Source organism: Pseudarthrobacter raffinosi (assembly GCF_023913735.1).
Classification (GTDB): Bacteria; Actinomycetota; Actinomycetes; order Actinomycetales; family Micrococcaceae; genus Arthrobacter; species Arthrobacter raffinosi.
Window position 1 is genome coordinate 20,790 of sequence record NZ_JAMXBH010000001.1, and the last position, 14,152, is coordinate 34,941.

Consider the following 14,152-nt stretch of genomic DNA (forward strand, 5'->3'; position numbering starts at 1 on the left):
TCGAACACGCCGGGTCAGCGGGGGAGCGCTTCGCTTGCTGCCGGATAGGAGTCCTGCGCTCCGTGCCCCCGGACCGAGAAGGCGGCAACGCGGACTGCCTGTGCGCAGGCACTCTGCAGGTCGCTGCCCCGCGCCAGGCACGCGGCCAGGGCACCCACGAAGGCGTCACCTGCCCCGGTGGTGTCCGCCGCTTCGACCTTGGGCGCGTCAATGTGAATGCTGAGTTCGCTGGTGGCCAAAACCGCGCCGGCAGATCCCAGTGTGACCACCACTGACCTGATCCCGCTTTCGACGAGCGCTCCCGCGAGTTCCTGGCCGTAGGCTGCATCCGTCGTGGTGAGGGAGACAGCCCTGCCTCCGGCTTCGGCGAGGATCTGTGCCGCCTCGTGTTCGTTGACAACCAAAGGATCGGACCGTCCAAGCACTGACGGCGGAAGGTCCAGCACGGGGGCAAGGTTGAGGACCTGCCGGACGCCCAGCCTGCCAAGGCTCTCGGAGGCGAACTCGATGGTTTCAGCCGGGATCTCCCCCTGGATGACCGCCACCGCGCAGGCAGCGAGGGTGTCCTCTGCAGCCGCGATGTGGCCTGGGGTGAGGCGGGCATTGGCGCCGGGGACCACAATGATGTTGTTTTCCCCGCCCGGATCGACGGCAACGATGGCCAGGCCCGTAGGCCCGGGGACGACGCTCACGTGGCTGAGGTCCACGCCTTCCTGGCGGAGCAGCCGGGTGGCGATGTCCGCGTGCGGGTCGCTGCCCACGGCGCCGATCATGACAGTTTCCGCTCCCTGGCGCGCTGCAGCGAGAGCCTGGTTGCCGCCCTTGCCGCCGGGCGCAAGTTCCCCGCCGCTGCCGAGCACTGTTTCGCCAGGGCGCGGATGGCGTTCGACACCGACTGTCAGGTCGGCGTTGATGGATCCGATTACTGCGACGCGTGAGCTCATTGCTGTCCTTTTTTGGATTGAGGGTTGCCCTGTGAGCAAGATCATGTAGTCTACTGCTAACGGTAAACCGTAAACGGTAAACAGTAAACAAATGAGGATCCAATGACGCAGCCCCTCCTCGTACAGCGAGCAAACTTCCTGGGCGACCAGGTGGTGGACGTCCTTCGCAGGCAGATCATCACCCAAGAACTGCCTGCGGGTTCCCTGCTCGTCGAGTCCAAGCTAGCCGACGTGTTCCAGGTCAGCCGCGGCCCCATCCGTGAGGCCATCCGGACGCTGACGGAGGAGGGACTTGTTGAATCCCGCGGCCGCTCGGCCGCCGTCGTCGAACTGACTGCAGGCGACATCGACGAGCTGTTCACGCTGCGGGCATCGCTGGAACGCCTTGGCCTGCAAACGGCCATCGTCGAGCGGCGCGCGGAGCTGGATGCGCTCCTGAAGAACGCGATCGAGCGCATGCGCGCCGCCGTCGCCGCCGAAGATCCGGCTGAGTTCACCCTGGCCGACATGCAGTTCCACAGCTCGTTCGGAATTGCCTCGCACCACCGCAGGCTCGCCGACGTGTGGTCGAAGTACCAGCCCACCATCGAGAACCTGCTGCTCGTGGTGAACCTCGAGCACGACCGTCTCCAGACAGCCCTGCATGCCCATGAAGTCCTCGCGGACCTTATCCGCACCGGAAAGGACGAGGCCGCACTTGAGGAGCTTGCCGACCACCTGGACAGCTCCCGGCTTCGGCTCCGCAAGGTGTACGTCGGAAGCTGACTGTTTTTCCCTGCTTTATTCATTCACAAGGAAGTGAGCTCTGCCCCATGAATCACAACACCCGTACCCGATTCCGTCGGATCGTGCCCGCCGCGGCAGCTGCCGCCATCGCCGCCGTCGCCCTTGCCGGCTGCGCCAACCGCGGCGGCGAGGCCGCCCAGAGCGGTGATTTCCCCTCGAAGTCCATCACCATGGTGGTGCCCTACCAGGCCGGCGGCGCTTCCGACCTGTCCGCCCGCACCCTGGCCGCAGAGATGGAGAAGAAGCTCGGCCAGTCGATCGTGGTGGAAAACCGTGTTGGCGGGGCCGGCTCAGTGGGCCTGACGTACCTCTCGGCGCGTCCCGCCGACGGCTACACCATCGGATACCTCCCGGTCGAGACCGTCATGCTCGGCTACCAGGGCTACGACATCGACCCGGCACGCTATGACCTGCTCGGCCAGATCGTGTCCGTCCCGGCGACCATCGCCGTCCCCGCCAACAGCCCCTACAAAACCCTGCAGGACCTGATCGACGCCGCCAAGGCTAAGCCGGGAACCATCACCGTGGCCAACTCCGGTGCGGGCTCCATCTGGCAGGCAGCGACCAAAGCACTCAACAAGACCGCAGGGGTGGAGCTCAAGCCGGTTCCGTTCGACGGCGGCGCCCCGGCCGTGAACGCGGCGATCGCCGGCCAGGTCGATGCCGTCGCAGCCGGCGTCTCCGAAACCTCTGTTGCCGCTGCCGACGGCCGCCTACGTGTCCTCGCGATCCTCAACGACAAGGCATCCGCAGCCCTGCCCGGCGTGGCTACCGCCAAGGAACTTGGCACGGACGTCTCGATCGGCGGCTGGGGAGCCGTGGGCACACCCGCCGGACTCCCCGACGACGTCCGCGATGAGCTCGCGGCCGCCGTGAAGGCCGCTGCCGAGTCCGAAAGCTTCGTCTCGGTCATTAAGAAATCCGGAAACCTTCCCGTCTACGAGGCACCTGAGGCCTTCCAGGCTTTCTATGACGCCGAGGCCAAGCGCTTTTCCACCCTCTTCGCCAAGTAGCGGAGGAAATCCACAGTGTCTAGTGACCAGACCGCAGGGACAGGGACTGCACCGGAAAGGCATGTCGGACGTGCCTACCAGTTGGTTGGTCCGCTTGCCTCCCTGGCCGTCGGAGGCCTGTTGCTGCTGCTCACGCAGTACGTCAAAGAGCCGGATATCGCCACGGGGCTGAGCCCCCGTTGGTGGCCTGGAATTCTTGGCGCGATCATCTGCCTGCTGTCCATCGGTGTGGCAGTCAAAGACCAGATATCCGACGGCAAGTCCGGGGATGAGCTGACGACGCCGACCAGGCTCGGCATGATCCGCGTCGCCGCGGTCATCGCCGCCGCCTTCGGCTACGGAGTGCTTTGGTACTTCCTGGACTTCCGGGTTGCCACGTTCGGGCTCGTTGCCGGACTGTCCTACATCATCGGAGGCCGCGGGTGGAGGGCGCTGCTTCTCTTCCCGTTCCTCGTCTCCCTCGTGCTGTACGCCCTGTTTGTCCTGCTGCTGAAAGTTCCGCTATGAACGCGCTCGCCGAAGGCCTGGGTCAGATCGCCGACCCCACCGTCCTCCTCTGTATCCTGATCGGCGCGCTCGCCGGCATGCTCGTCGGCACCTTCCCGGGGCTCACCGCCACAATGGCAGTGGCCCTGGCCAGCGCCTTCACCCTCAGCATGGATCCGATCCCGGGCCTCGCCGTCCTGCTCACCATCTACGTGGCCGCGAACTTCGGTGACCGGGTGCCGGCGATCCTGATCAACACCCCCGGCACCCCGGCGTCGATCTGCACGACATTCGACGGCTATCCGATGGCCAAGAAGGGGCTTGCCGGGGTTGCCCTGACCGTTTCCGCGTTTGCCTCGGCGATCGGCACCTTCCTCGGGCTTATCCTCCTGGTCGTCGCGGCGATACCGATTTCCCGGCTGGCGCTCGAGTTCGGACCGGCGGAGACTTTTGCACTGGTCGTCTTCGGACTGACCATGATGGTCGGCGTCTCCGGCGGCAAGATCGGCAAGGGCCTTATCGCCGGCGCTGTAGGACTGGCACTGGCTTCCGTCGGGCGCGATCCGATCACGGGAACCGAACGGTTCACATTCGGTGTCCTGGAACTCAGCGACGGGATTCCGTTCATTGCCGTGATCATCGGCCTGTTCGGGATCGCCGACATCCTGGACCAGATGCTGTCCTACCGGGCCGAAAAGCACACGCCGATCTCCAACTTTGGCCGCTGGTGGCCCAACCGCTCCGAAATGAAGCGGATGGTCAAGCCACTGGGCATCGGAACCGGCATCGGCGCCGTCGTTGGTGCAATGCCGGCAGCCGGCGGCGACATCGCCGGCATCATGAGCTGGGCCGCCGCCAAGAAGGCGTCAAAGCACCCGGAAGAGTTCGGGAAAGGATCGATCGAAGGACTCACCGCGGGCGACACAGCATCAAACGCGGGCATCGGGCCGTCGGTTGCCACAACACTGGCACTCGGAATTCCCGGCGACTCCGTCATGGCAGTGGTCCTCGGGTCCCTGATCGTCTGGGGCATCCAGCCCGGACCGGCCCTGTTCACGTCACAACCGGACCTCGTCTGGAGCATCGCCGGCATCCTCGCGGTTGCCACCGTCCTCACGCTGGGCCTCAGCCTCCTGCGCCTCCGCGGGGTCACCAAGCTCCTGGAACTGAAACCGCATTACCTGTGGACCGTCATCATTGTCTTCTGCATGGTGGGGACGTTCGCCGTCAACAACAGCGTCATTGATGTGGTGGTGATGCTCATCTTCGGCGTCGTCGGACTCTTCATGCGGCGCCACGGATTCCCCGCCGGTCCTGTCGTCCTGGGACTCATCCTCGGCAAGCTCGCCGAAGGCAACCTCCGCCGGGCACTGGAGATCGGCGGACCCGAGAACATTCTCGGCAGCCCGATCGCGGTGACCATCCTCCTGATCAGCCTCGCGGCTGTCACCCTGCCGCCCGTCATCGACCGCCTGCGCGCCCGCCGCGCAGTGCGCCGCGCGGCCTCCACCAGCTCGAACCCTACCGACCAGCCGCTTGAACAGAAAGAGACAACCATCTCATGACCCCGCCGACCTCCCCCCTCGTCATTACCGCCACCCCCACCCTCTTCTCAGCGGACGGAGCCCTCGCCGAGGCCGAAATCCGCCGGCACCTGGAATGGCTCCGCGAAAAGGGCGTGGACGCGCTGTTCCCCGCGGGCACATCCGGTGAGTTCCCGACACTCACCGACGACGAGCGCATCAAAATCCTCGACATCGCCCTCCAGGTCTTCCCGGCAGACAGGGTGTACATCCACGTCGGTGCCGCGGGAACACGCCAAGCGGTGGAACTGGCCAGACGCGCCGTGGCCCACGGTGCAACGAAAATGGCTGCCATCACGCCGTATTTCCAGCCTGCCCCCGAGGCCCAGGTGCTGGACTACTATTCCCAGCTGGTGGCGGCAACCCCCGGTGCCGACGTCTTCGCTTACCTTTTTGAAGCAAGGACATCGACCCAGTCACGTCACTCCGTGCTTGCGGAGCTCTCCAGCCGTGGCGTGGCCGGCGTAAAGCTCAGCGGTGAGACGGACGAGAGCGTGGCCGGGTTCCTGCGGGCACGGCCGGAAGAATTCACCGTCTTTTCGGGCAACGACGTCTCCTTCGCAGCCCTCATCGGGGCCGGCGGCCACGGCATCGTCTCCGGAGTGTCCTCGGCATACCCGGAACCGTTCGTCGCGCTCCGCGACGCCCTGGTTTCCGGAGATGCCGACGAGGTTCAGCTCCGCCAGGCGGACGTGGTGGCGGCCGTGGCAGCGGTGCGCGGCGGAAGCCTGACGCACCTCAAAGCCGGCATCGCAGCCCGTGGCTTCGGCGCCAGCCCCGTCCGGTCAGCCGTCGCTCCGGTGGATGAACCGGATGCGGCCCGCATCCGGGAACTCGCAGCAGTCATCGCTGAAGCCCCTGCCGGCGATCTCGCCAAGGCCGCCGTGCTCGGAGCGGTCTGAACATGCGGAAGATCATCAACGATCCGCATTCGTTCGTCGATGAGGTCATGCAAGGGATCTTCGCCGCGCATCCAGGGGAAGTGCGCCCCGCCACGACCGACAACCGTACGCTGGTCCGCGCGGACTCGCCGATGGTCGGCCGGGTGGGGATCGTGACCGGCGGCGGCTCGGGCCACCTTCCGTTCTTCCTCGGATACGTCGGCCGCGGCCTTTGTTCAGCCGTCGCCGTCGGAAACGTCTTTTCCTCACCGTCAGCGGCGCACATCCACGCGGCATCCCGCGCGGTATCCGGCGGTGCCGGGCTGCTCTACCTGTACGGCAACTACGGGGGAGACGTCTACAACTTCGACCTCGCGGCGGAACTCTGCCGCGCCGAGGGAATCCAGGTCGAAACCGTGTTGGGCGCCGACGATATCCTCTCCGCCCCCGCGGAGTCGGCAGCCACACGGCGGGGTGTCGCTGGCCTCGTCCTGGTGTACAAAGCCGCAGGTGCCATTGCCGACGAACTGGCACCACTGGCCGAAGTGGCACGGGTGGCACAGAAAGCCGCGGACGCCACCCGGACGATGGGAGTCGGACTCTCGCCCACGATCCTTCCGGCGGCGGGAGAGGCTACTTTCAGCCTGGACGACGGCGACATGGAGATCGGCGTCGGAATCCACGGCGAGCAGGGGACGCACCGCGGCCCGATCGAGAGTGCCGATGCCATCACCGACCGGTTCGTCGCCGAATTCGACAAGGAACTCGAGCTGACGCCGGGGAGGCGGGTGGCGGTACTTGTCAACGGGCTGGGAGCGACGCCGCTCGAAGAGCTTTACGTCATCTACCGCCGGCTCGCCGAAGTCCTCGGGGACAGGAGAGTTACGATCGCCCACCGCTACATCGGGGAATACGTGACCAGCCTGGAGATGGCCGGCGCCTCCGTCTCCATCATGGAACTCGACGACGAGCTTGAGCGGCTCATCGCCGCCCCCGCATCCTCGCCGTTCTTCCGGCAGGGGACGGTTGAGCCAACGGGAACAACGGCGGAACGCCCGGAGCTGGTGGACCTGGACAGGCCGGGGAACATGGCGTCGGTGCGGCGCACGGGAAGGCCCAGCCGGCTGCGGGAAGTCCTGCTCGCCGCGCTGCCCGCGATGCTCAGCCACAAGGACGAGTTGCGCGAGCTCGACGCCGTGCTCGGCGACGGTGACCTGGGCATCACAGTCGCCGCCGGGAGCGAGTCCGTTGTGGGTTCCCTACGGGCCCTGCCTGAAGACGCCGACGCAGCGAGCGTTGTTCGTTTTGCCGCTGCGGCCTTTGCGTCCGCGAATCCTTCAACGTTTGCGGCCCTCGTTGGTGCGGGCCTGCTCGGAACACTCGACGAATTCGGTACGGCAGATGACCTCGTTCCAGACGAGATAGCCAACGTGGTCCGGGCCTTCACCGATCGAATTATGGAACGCGGGGGTGCAGAGCCGGGAGACAAGACCCTCGTCGACGTGCTGCTGCCGATCACGAACGCGCTGCTGCTGGGACCGATCGCGGGTGAAAAGGTCGTCGAAGCAGCACGCTCTGCAGTGGACCGAACCACGCAGCTTCAATCGCGGCGGGGCCGGGCCGCGTGGCAGGGGGAACGCAGCGTGGGACACCGCGACCCTGGAAGTGTGGCCGTACTGCGATTCACAGAGGAGTTCGTTAGAGCACAATCAAACTTGCAGTAATTACCTAGGGGCCTCGGTGGAGCTGTCACCTACATTCGTTGACGGTCAGGCTGAGAGCTTGACTGCGGTGGGGCCTGGACGATGAGCCCCACCGCAGGGCCGAAAGGCTCAACCGCAAACAGTCGACATGCCCTACTGGAGTCCCGGGACTCCGTCCTGGATGGCGAAGGAGGCCTTCGTGCTGACGGGGGATCCCGGCGTCGTGACGTGGTCCAGAACGCGGAAGTCGGCAATCAGCGCGTCCTTGGTGATTTTCGTGTTCACGTAGCCGCGGTTGTCGTTGTAGAACTTCAGGTGCGGGTTCCAGGCCTGGACCGGGTCGACTGTGGAGCCGGTGCCGTTGCCGGTGGAGGTGATGGACGTGCAGACCAGTTCGGAGCCGACCACGGGGGAGGCGGGGTCCCTGTAGTCCACCTTGATGTCGTTGGCCCAGTTGCGGTGCACGTCGCCGGTGAGGACCACGGCGTTGCGGACGTTCGCGTCCACCCAGCCCTGGGTGATGCGGCGGCGGGAGGCGGCGTAGCCGTCCCACCCGTCCATGGAGACGTCGTCGATCTCCGGGGCCTTGTTGCGGTCCTTTTCGGCGAAGAAGACCTGCTGGCCCAGGATGTCCCAGCGCTGGGTGGAGTTCTTGAAGCCGTCCAGCAGCCACTTCTCCTGCTCGGCGCCGGTGATGGTGCGGTCCTCGGCCAGGCGTTCAGTGACGTTCTTCTTCCAGCCGTCCCCGGCGAGCTGGTCGTCACGGTACTGCCGGGTGTCCATCATGTGGAAGTTGGCCAGCTGGCCCCACTGGATGGTGCGGTAGATCTTCATGTCGAACCCGGCCGGCACAGACGAGGCCCGCAGCGGCATGTTCTCGTAGTACGCCTGGAACGCGGCGGACCGGCGCTGACGGAAACGCTCGGTGGTGTCGTTAAGCTGGCCGGCGTCCTTGTTCTCCGGGATCTCGTCCGCCCAGTTGTTGTCCACCTCGTGGTCATCCCACACCACCAGCCACGGCGCGACCGCGTGCGCGGCCTGCAGGTCGGCGTCGGACTTGTACTGCGCGTGCCGCTGCCGGTAGCCCTGCAGAGTGGAAGTCTCGGGGCCCTGGTGGTCGCGCGGGTTGCCGCCGCCGATCACGTAGCTGTCCTTCTTGTACTCGTACATGTAGTCACCCAGGTGCAGCACCAGGTCCGGGTGGTCCTGCGCCAGCCGCGAGTAGGCGGTGAAGTAGCCGTGCTCGTACTGCGAGCAGCTGGCAAACGCCATGGCCAGCGCCGCCGGCGTCTCGTGCGGCGCCGGGCTGGTGAGGGTGCGGCCCACCACGCTGACGTGCCGGCCCGTGCGGAACCGGTAGAAGTACTCGCGACCCGGGCGGAGGCCCTTGAGTTCGACGTGCACCGAGTGCGCGGTTTCGATCCGGGCATGCTCGACGCCGCGGGCTACTACGGTGCGCATGCCGGCGTCTTCAGCCACTTCCCACGCCACCGCGACGTTGCGGGAAGGCATGCCGCCCAGGCCGTCCTCGGCGATCGGTTCCAGCGCCAGCCGGGTCCAGATCACAAAGCCGTCCGACCAGGGCTCGCCGGAGGCGATACCCAGCAGGAACGGATCGGTGCGGAGACCGGCGTCGTCCGCTGTTGAAACGGCGACGGCGGCACCCGGCCAGGCGGCGACGAGCCCGGCCCCGAGGCCGGCGGAAAGGAGGGATCTGCGTGAAATGTTGTCCATGGCTTCGACCGTATTGCGGCCGGTTGAACAGTGTGTAAGGGCGGCGTGAATGCGTGGTTAACTGCGTGACAAGACCTGTCGATTTGGAGCAGTTTCTAGTTCCTGGAGTTCAGCGCGTCGAACTGCTCCTGCCAAAGGGCCAACTCCTCATCGACGTAGCGCCTGTGGGCAGGAGTCCATTTGGGCCAGATGTCGGGCGAGGCCGGGGCGGGTGCGGGCCGCAGTGCCCGGTCTCGAACCGGGGGTGCTGCCCGGGTCGGAGCCGGGTCCGGGATGGGGCGTTGGACCCGGCGTGGGTCCCGTCTGGCGCTGGTAACTTTCTTCTGACTGGCCCGGGGCTTCAGGCCGGTAATCCAGAGCACCAGGCTGGACAGGACCCAGAGAATGCTGGCCAGGACCAGCACGACAAGAAGGAAGGCAATCCAGAGCAGTAGTCCGATGGCTGGGAAGACCAACATGGTCTATTTTAGCGTCCGGACCCTCGATTGGATCAGGAGTATTTTGAGGCTACGGCCCCCCGAACCCTCGTTGCGGACATCGTCCAGCTACATCGTCCGTGACCATCTCTGACGTGCTCGTGGCCCTCCTGTGGCGGGGCGACGACGCGGGGCTGAACCGGGGATCCCTCAGCGCGCATCGAATTTCGTCGTCGCCTACCGATCGGGGACTCGTTTGGATGAAGTTTGTTCGGCTATCCAGCAGCTTCTGGCAGGGGCGGCTGCACAGCTGCCGCCCCTGCCCACATGTAGTAGCCGGCCGCCACCATGGCGAGCCCAAAAGGTATGGCGAGTAGGACAGCAGGTGTTTGTTCGTTGGCTGCCAGCAGAGCGACAGTGCTGACCACGAAGAAGATCCCGAGCCATCGTGGAAGAACACCTGAAAGGAGAATGAAGACCCCGATCATCAGGAGGCCTGCGATGATAGCCAGCAGCCCGGGGATGACAAAATAGGGCATCCCTGGGAAGTCGCCGGCGAAGAATGCCGTCTGGATCAGCGCGCCCGTAAACAGCAGGATGAACCCAACTGCGGCCGTAATCAGGCCAGCGTTCGCAAGCTTGAGGTACTGGCCGGATCGCCGTGCAAGGAGTGTCATACCGGCAACGCCAACCAGTATGAGAAGGGACGCGGCAGAGGCTGCCAAAGGGACAAACCCGGTTGATGTACGCATGGCTCTTGTCTCGCATTCCAAGCCGATGCAGCCGATCGGTTCCAGATTGTGTAGGAATGCGGCCAAGACGCACAGCACGCCGCCGAGCATCGCTGCGGCGCCAGCCCATCTGGGGAATTGCCCTGCCCAGAATCGGTCGTCGAAATTTCCCCGGGCCATCGTCAACCGCCATCTCTCTGGAGACCGCCAGTGTGTCTTCCTATGCTGGACCGGGCCGGTGTGGCGGTCAAGAGCCGGTTGCCAGGCACAGAAGGACCCTTCCGAAGGCTAGCGAAAAGCGTACTTTGTCTATGCATTGCTAGTCAGTTATCCGGTGCGCGTAGCGAAGTCACTGGATAGAGCGGCTGCATGATGAGTTTAGGGAGCGGTGCCATTTTCCGACTCTGACATCACCCTCCACCGAGGCGTATCCCCGCCGTACGGGCGAGTCGTTTGTTTCGACAGGCTCAACCGCCGGGCAGTACCTCAGCCACCTCTACCGTGACCCTCGCGTCACGGAACTTCTGCACCTGACCCGGGTCGGCGCCGTCGTCCGTGACCAGCGTCCAGGGGAGCGCGAGCCGCGCCCACGCATGGAAGGGCCGCAGGCCGAGCTTGGAGGAGTCTGCCAGGACGTAGACGCTGTTGCCGCGCCGGGCCATGAGCTCCTTGAGCCGGGTTTGGGCGTGGTCTGCCTCGCAGATGCCGTCCTCGGCGGTGACGGCGTCGGCGCCGATGAACACACGGTCAAAGCTCATCCGCTCCAGGGCTGCCTCGGCCAGGGGACCCACGAAGCTCTGGCTCAGGCTCCGCAGCCGCCCGCCCAGGCAGTCCACTTCGATGCCGTCGGACTCGGCCAGTTCCTGCATGGTGTTGATGCCCGGCGTCGTCACGGACAACCGATCAAACCCCCGCAGTTCGTGGGCCAGGGCACCCACGGTGGAGCCGGCGTCGAGCAGGATGTTCTCCCCGGGCCGAATCACGGATGCCGCCCAGCGGGCAATGGCGTGCTTCTGCTCAAACGCCTCGCCGGTGCGCTGCCGGAGCGATGCTTCCGGGTGGGCGCCCAGGGCCATGGCGCCGCCGTACGTGCGGGCCAGCCGGCCCTGCCCGTTCAGGAGCGCCAGGTCGCGGCGGATGGTGGAGGCCGTGACCTCGAACCGGGCGGACAGTTCCTCCACGGAGGCCAGGCCGGTGGTGAGCGCCAGATGGTAAATTTCTTCGCGCCTGGCATTTGCCGACAGCATTCCCGGTCTCCTTCCCGTGGGCGTGGTTACCATGCTAGTTCCGGCCCCGGCCAACTGCCCGCAGCATTGCCGTGTGCGCCTACACGGCCACGGCGGGCCGGGTGGCCATCTCCGCCGCCTGGTGCAGGGCCTCCACCATGCTGCGCGAATCGGCGATCGCCTTGCCGGCAATGTCAAAGGCGGTGCCGTGGTCCACGGAGGTGCGGATGACAGGCAGGCCCACGGTGATGTTCACGCCGGCCTCGATGCCCAGCACCTTCACCGGGCCGTGCCCCTGGTCGTGGTACATGGCCACCACCAGGTCGTAATCGCCCCGGCCGGCCAGGAAGAACAGGGTGTCAGCGGGCAGCGGGCCCGTGACGTCGATGCCTGATTCGCGGGCGGCCTTCACTCCCGGTTCGATCTTCTCCGCTTCCTCGCCCTGGCCGAACAGTCCGCCCTCGCCGGCGTGCGGGTTGATGGCGCAGACGCCGATCTTCGGGTTGGGGATGCCGGCACGGATCAGGGCCTCGTGGCCGCGGCGGATGGTGCGCTCCACCAGCGCCGGATTGATCTTCCGCACAGCGTCCATGAGCCCGATGTGCGTGGTTACGTGGATGACCTTGATCTTGGGCGTGGAGAGCATCATGGACACTTCCTCGGTCCCGGTCAGCTGCGCCAGCAGTTCGGTGTGACCGGGGAAGACGTGCCCGGCGGCGTGCAGGGCCTCCTTGTTCAGCGGCGCGGTGCAGATGGCCTGGACTTTCCTGGCCATGGCCAGCTCGCTCGCCACCCGGATGTATTCATAGGCGGCGTGCCCGGCCACGGGGGAGAGTTGCCCCCAGGGGAGGTCCGCCGGCAGCAGTGCCAGGTCGATCACGTTCACCCGGCCCGGCGTGAACACTGCGTCCTCCACGGATACGATGGTCTGGATGTCCGCTTCGATGCCCAGGATGTCCGCGGCCTGGCGGAGGCGCAGCGCGTCACCGATCACCACGGGTTTGCACTCAGCGTTGATCTTCGGGTCGAGCACGGCGGCCACCACCACCTCGGGTCCAACGCCGGCGCCGTCGCCCATGGTCACGGCTACATAGGGGAGTCCAGCGGGATCAACAAAGTTCATGGAGGGTCCTTTTCCGGGCAGAGACGGCTGGGGCGCCGTCGGCAGAGGGGAGTGCGTTTTGGGGGGATTCCCTGTCAGGGGAGGTGGTGGCGTGGGATTGCCGGCCAATACGGCCAGGATGGTGCGGAGGCTGTTTGTTTCGCCGAAACTGCCCGGGCGGGTGACCACAGGGTTTCCGTCCGGAGCCAGCGACAGGACGGCGCCGTGTTCAATCTCGCCCTGAACGCTCAGCCGCTGCACGCCCAGGGCATCCAGCACAGAGCGGGCCGTTTCCCCGCCGGTGAGCATCAGCGGCCGGTCCTTGGCGAGCGGCGCCACTGTCCGGGCCAGGGCGTCGGCAAGCCTGGCCGACACCGCCGGATCCACCGTGGCCGCATCCACGGTCACGGCCGTCGGGCCTGCGGCCAGGGCCTCCTCCAGCAGAACCAGATCAGCGGTTCCGGCCAGCAGGTCCGCCGGGGACAGGGTGATGACCGCAACGCCGTTATCGGCCAGGGCCTGCAACTGTTCGCGTGCCGGGCCGGAGGCGGAGCCCACCACCAGCAGGGGAAAATCGCCGGTGGTGAGCTCGCCAATGGAGGAATGTACGACGGCGGCGCTGCCGTTGGGTGCCATACCGGCAGTCCGCGCCATCGCGGCTCCTAGGGCGGCTCCCAAGGCGGAAGCACCCGCGAACCGGACGCCGGGAATCGTGAGGGCGGCGCTGACGATGGCGTCCAGGTCGGCCTGCATCTCGGCGTCGCAGACCACCACGGGGAATGGCTGGCCGGCACTGGCGTCCTTCAGTGCTGCGGCTAAGGTCTCGCCGCCGCCGCGGACAGTGGACAGCTCCACCAGGGTGGTTGCCAAAGACTGCAAGGCAGCGGCGATGGTTGCCGGCGGAACCGACGGCTCGGCATGCCACAACGTGGTTTTATGCAGGGGCACGCCCTGGTGGTGCACCGTTCCGTTAAACGTGCTGCGGCCCAGCGGAGGCAGTGCCGGCGCCAGGATGACGGGACCATCCGCGCTGAGAACCTCCAGCTGGGAGGCCACGGGCCCGCGGAGCAGGGAGTCGATCTTCAGGAATGCCGTGGGAGAGTGGTTCCCCACAGGAAAGGAATCCAGGACTTGGCGCAACCGCCCGGCGGCGGCATCTGCTGGGAACCTCCGGTTGTCCGTGTCCAGCACCAAAAGCCTATCGACCCCGCGGTTCGCGTCCTGCATGAGGTTCCGCAGGGCGGTGGCAAGCTCCTCCGGAAGGTGCGGGAGCAGGCATACTAGCGGGGCGCCGTCGTCGGGCCTTGTCTTGCCGGGGACAGTTTGCGCGCTCTGCGCAGCATCACTACGGGTCCCGGCGTGTTCCGTCAGGAAGGCCGCTGCTGTCTCTGCGGCGCCGGAAAGATCGTCAGCAATGGCAATAATGCGTTTCATCGCTGCCTCCTTTGGCATCCGCGGAACTGGGTACTGTGAAGCCGTTTTGGATTTGCTTGCACAAAACACGCTAACCTACTTGCGCACTTTGCGCAATCATGACATTGTGATCG

The 14,152-nt window shown here is 66.0% G+C and carries 12 protein-coding genes; 6 read left to right on the forward strand and 6 right to left on the reverse strand.

What is annotated here, in order from left to right; translation table 11 throughout:
* Positions 1–14: 14 nt before the first annotated feature.
* Positions 15–944: a ribokinase gene (locus NG698_RS00095; RefSeq protein ID WP_252607741.1), complete on the reverse strand. Its 930-nt coding sequence runs from the start codon at positions 942–944 to the stop codon at positions 15–17.
* 102 nt (positions 945–1,046) lie between these two features.
* On the opposite strand from NG698_RS00095, the gene NG698_RS00100 reads away from it, so the two are divergent.
* From NG698_RS00100 to NG698_RS00125, 6 genes are read left to right on the forward strand one after another with little or no spacing between them, the layout of a single operon-like run.
* Positions 1,047–1,709, forward strand: coding sequence for a GntR family transcriptional regulator (locus NG698_RS00100; protein ID WP_252607742.1), 663 nt, complete (start codon positions 1,047–1,049; stop codon positions 1,707–1,709).
* 47 nt (positions 1,710–1,756) lie between these two features.
* Entirely contained in the window at positions 1,757–2,743 is a 987-nt protein-coding gene (locus NG698_RS00105; RefSeq protein ID WP_252607743.1) for a tripartite tricarboxylate transporter substrate binding protein, read from the forward strand.
* Between the two features lie 15 nt (positions 2,744–2,758).
* Positions 2,759–3,250 carry a tripartite tricarboxylate transporter TctB family protein gene (locus NG698_RS00110; RefSeq protein ID WP_252607744.1) on the forward strand — a complete coding sequence of 164 codons (492 nt, stop codon included), beginning with the start codon at positions 2,759–2,761 and terminating at the stop codon, positions 3,248–3,250.
* Complete coding sequence (locus NG698_RS00115; protein ID WP_252607745.1) at positions 3,247–4,794, forward strand: tripartite tricarboxylate transporter permease; 1,548 nt, start codon at positions 3,247–3,249, stop codon at positions 4,792–4,794. The genes NG698_RS00110 and NG698_RS00115 overlap by 4 nt, the downstream gene beginning before the upstream one ends.
* On the forward strand, positions 4,791–5,714 hold the full coding sequence (locus NG698_RS00120) for a dihydrodipicolinate synthase family protein (protein ID WP_252607746.1): 924 nt from the start codon (positions 4,791–4,793) through the stop codon (positions 5,712–5,714). Before NG698_RS00115 ends, NG698_RS00120 begins: the two co-directional genes overlap by 4 nt.
* Positions 5,715–5,716: 2 nt before the next feature.
* Positions 5,717–7,417 carry a dihydroxyacetone kinase family protein gene (locus tag NG698_RS00125; protein ID WP_252607747.1) on the forward strand — a complete coding sequence of 567 codons (1,701 nt, stop codon included), beginning with the start codon at positions 5,717–5,719 and terminating at the stop codon, positions 7,415–7,417.
* Between the two features lie 132 nt (positions 7,418–7,549).
* Here the strand turns inward: NG698_RS00125 and NG698_RS00130 are convergent, their stop codons facing one another.
* The 5 genes from NG698_RS00130 to pdxA all read right to left on the reverse strand — a co-directional run bounded on the left by NG698_RS00130 (position 7,550) and on the right by pdxA (position 14,039).
* Positions 7,550–9,130: an alkaline phosphatase D family protein gene (locus NG698_RS00130; protein WP_252607748.1), complete on the reverse strand. Its 1,581-nt coding sequence runs from the start codon at positions 9,128–9,130 to the stop codon at positions 7,550–7,552.
* A gap of 95 nt (positions 9,131–9,225) precedes the next feature.
* Positions 9,226–9,588 (reverse strand): hypothetical protein, encoded by a 363-nt coding sequence (locus tag NG698_RS00135; RefSeq protein WP_252607749.1) that lies wholly within the window; start codon positions 9,586–9,588, stop codon positions 9,226–9,228.
* A gap of 233 nt (positions 9,589–9,821) precedes the next feature.
* Entirely contained in the window at positions 9,822–10,223 is a 402-nt protein-coding gene (locus tag NG698_RS00140) for a hypothetical protein (RefSeq protein WP_252607750.1), read from the reverse strand.
* A 521-nt stretch (positions 10,224–10,744) separates the two neighbouring features.
* Positions 10,745–11,524 carry a DeoR/GlpR family DNA-binding transcription regulator gene (locus tag NG698_RS00145; protein ID WP_252601315.1) on the reverse strand — a complete coding sequence of 260 codons (780 nt, stop codon included), beginning with the start codon at positions 11,522–11,524 and terminating at the stop codon, positions 10,745–10,747.
* A gap of 79 nt (positions 11,525–11,603) precedes the next feature.
* Positions 11,604–14,039 (reverse strand): 4-hydroxythreonine-4-phosphate dehydrogenase PdxA, encoded by a 2,436-nt coding sequence (gene pdxA, locus NG698_RS00150; protein ID WP_252607751.1) that lies wholly within the window; start codon positions 14,037–14,039, stop codon positions 11,604–11,606.
* Positions 14,040–14,152: the final 113 nt, after the last annotated feature.

Coding starts and splice junctions, on each gene's coding strand:
- NG698_RS00100 (WP_252607742.1), top strand. CDS start 1,047: ATGACGCAGCCCCTCCTCGTACAGCGAGCAAACTTCCTGGGCGACCAG.
- NG698_RS00140 (WP_252607750.1), bottom strand. CDS start 10,223: ATGACACTCCTTGCACGGCGATCCGGCCAGTACCTCAAGCTTGCGAAC.
- NG698_RS00105 (WP_252607743.1), top strand. CDS start 1,757: ATGAATCACAACACCCGTACCCGATTCCGTCGGATCGTGCCCGCCGCG.
- NG698_RS00145 (WP_252601315.1), bottom strand. CDS start 11,524: ATGCTGTCGGCAAATGCCAGGCGCGAAGAAATTTACCATCTGGCGCTC.
- pdxA (WP_252607751.1), bottom strand. CDS start 14,039: ATGAAACGCATTATTGCCATTGCTGACGATCTTTCCGGCGCCGCAGAG.
- NG698_RS00135 (WP_252607749.1), bottom strand. CDS start 9,588: ATGTTGGTCTTCCCAGCCATCGGACTACTGCTCTGGATTGCCTTCCTT.
- NG698_RS00115 (WP_252607745.1), top strand. CDS start 3,247: ATGAACGCGCTCGCCGAAGGCCTGGGTCAGATCGCCGACCCCACCGTC.
- NG698_RS00120 (WP_252607746.1), top strand. CDS start 4,791: ATGACCCCGCCGACCTCCCCCCTCGTCATTACCGCCACCCCCACCCTC.
- NG698_RS00130 (WP_252607748.1), bottom strand. CDS start 9,130: ATGGACAACATTTCACGCAGATCCCTCCTTTCCGCCGGCCTCGGGGCC.
- NG698_RS00095 (WP_252607741.1), bottom strand. CDS start 944: ATGAGCTCACGCGTCGCAGTAATCGGATCCATCAACGCCGACCTGACA.
- NG698_RS00125 (WP_252607747.1), top strand. CDS start 5,717: ATGCGGAAGATCATCAACGATCCGCATTCGTTCGTCGATGAGGTCATG.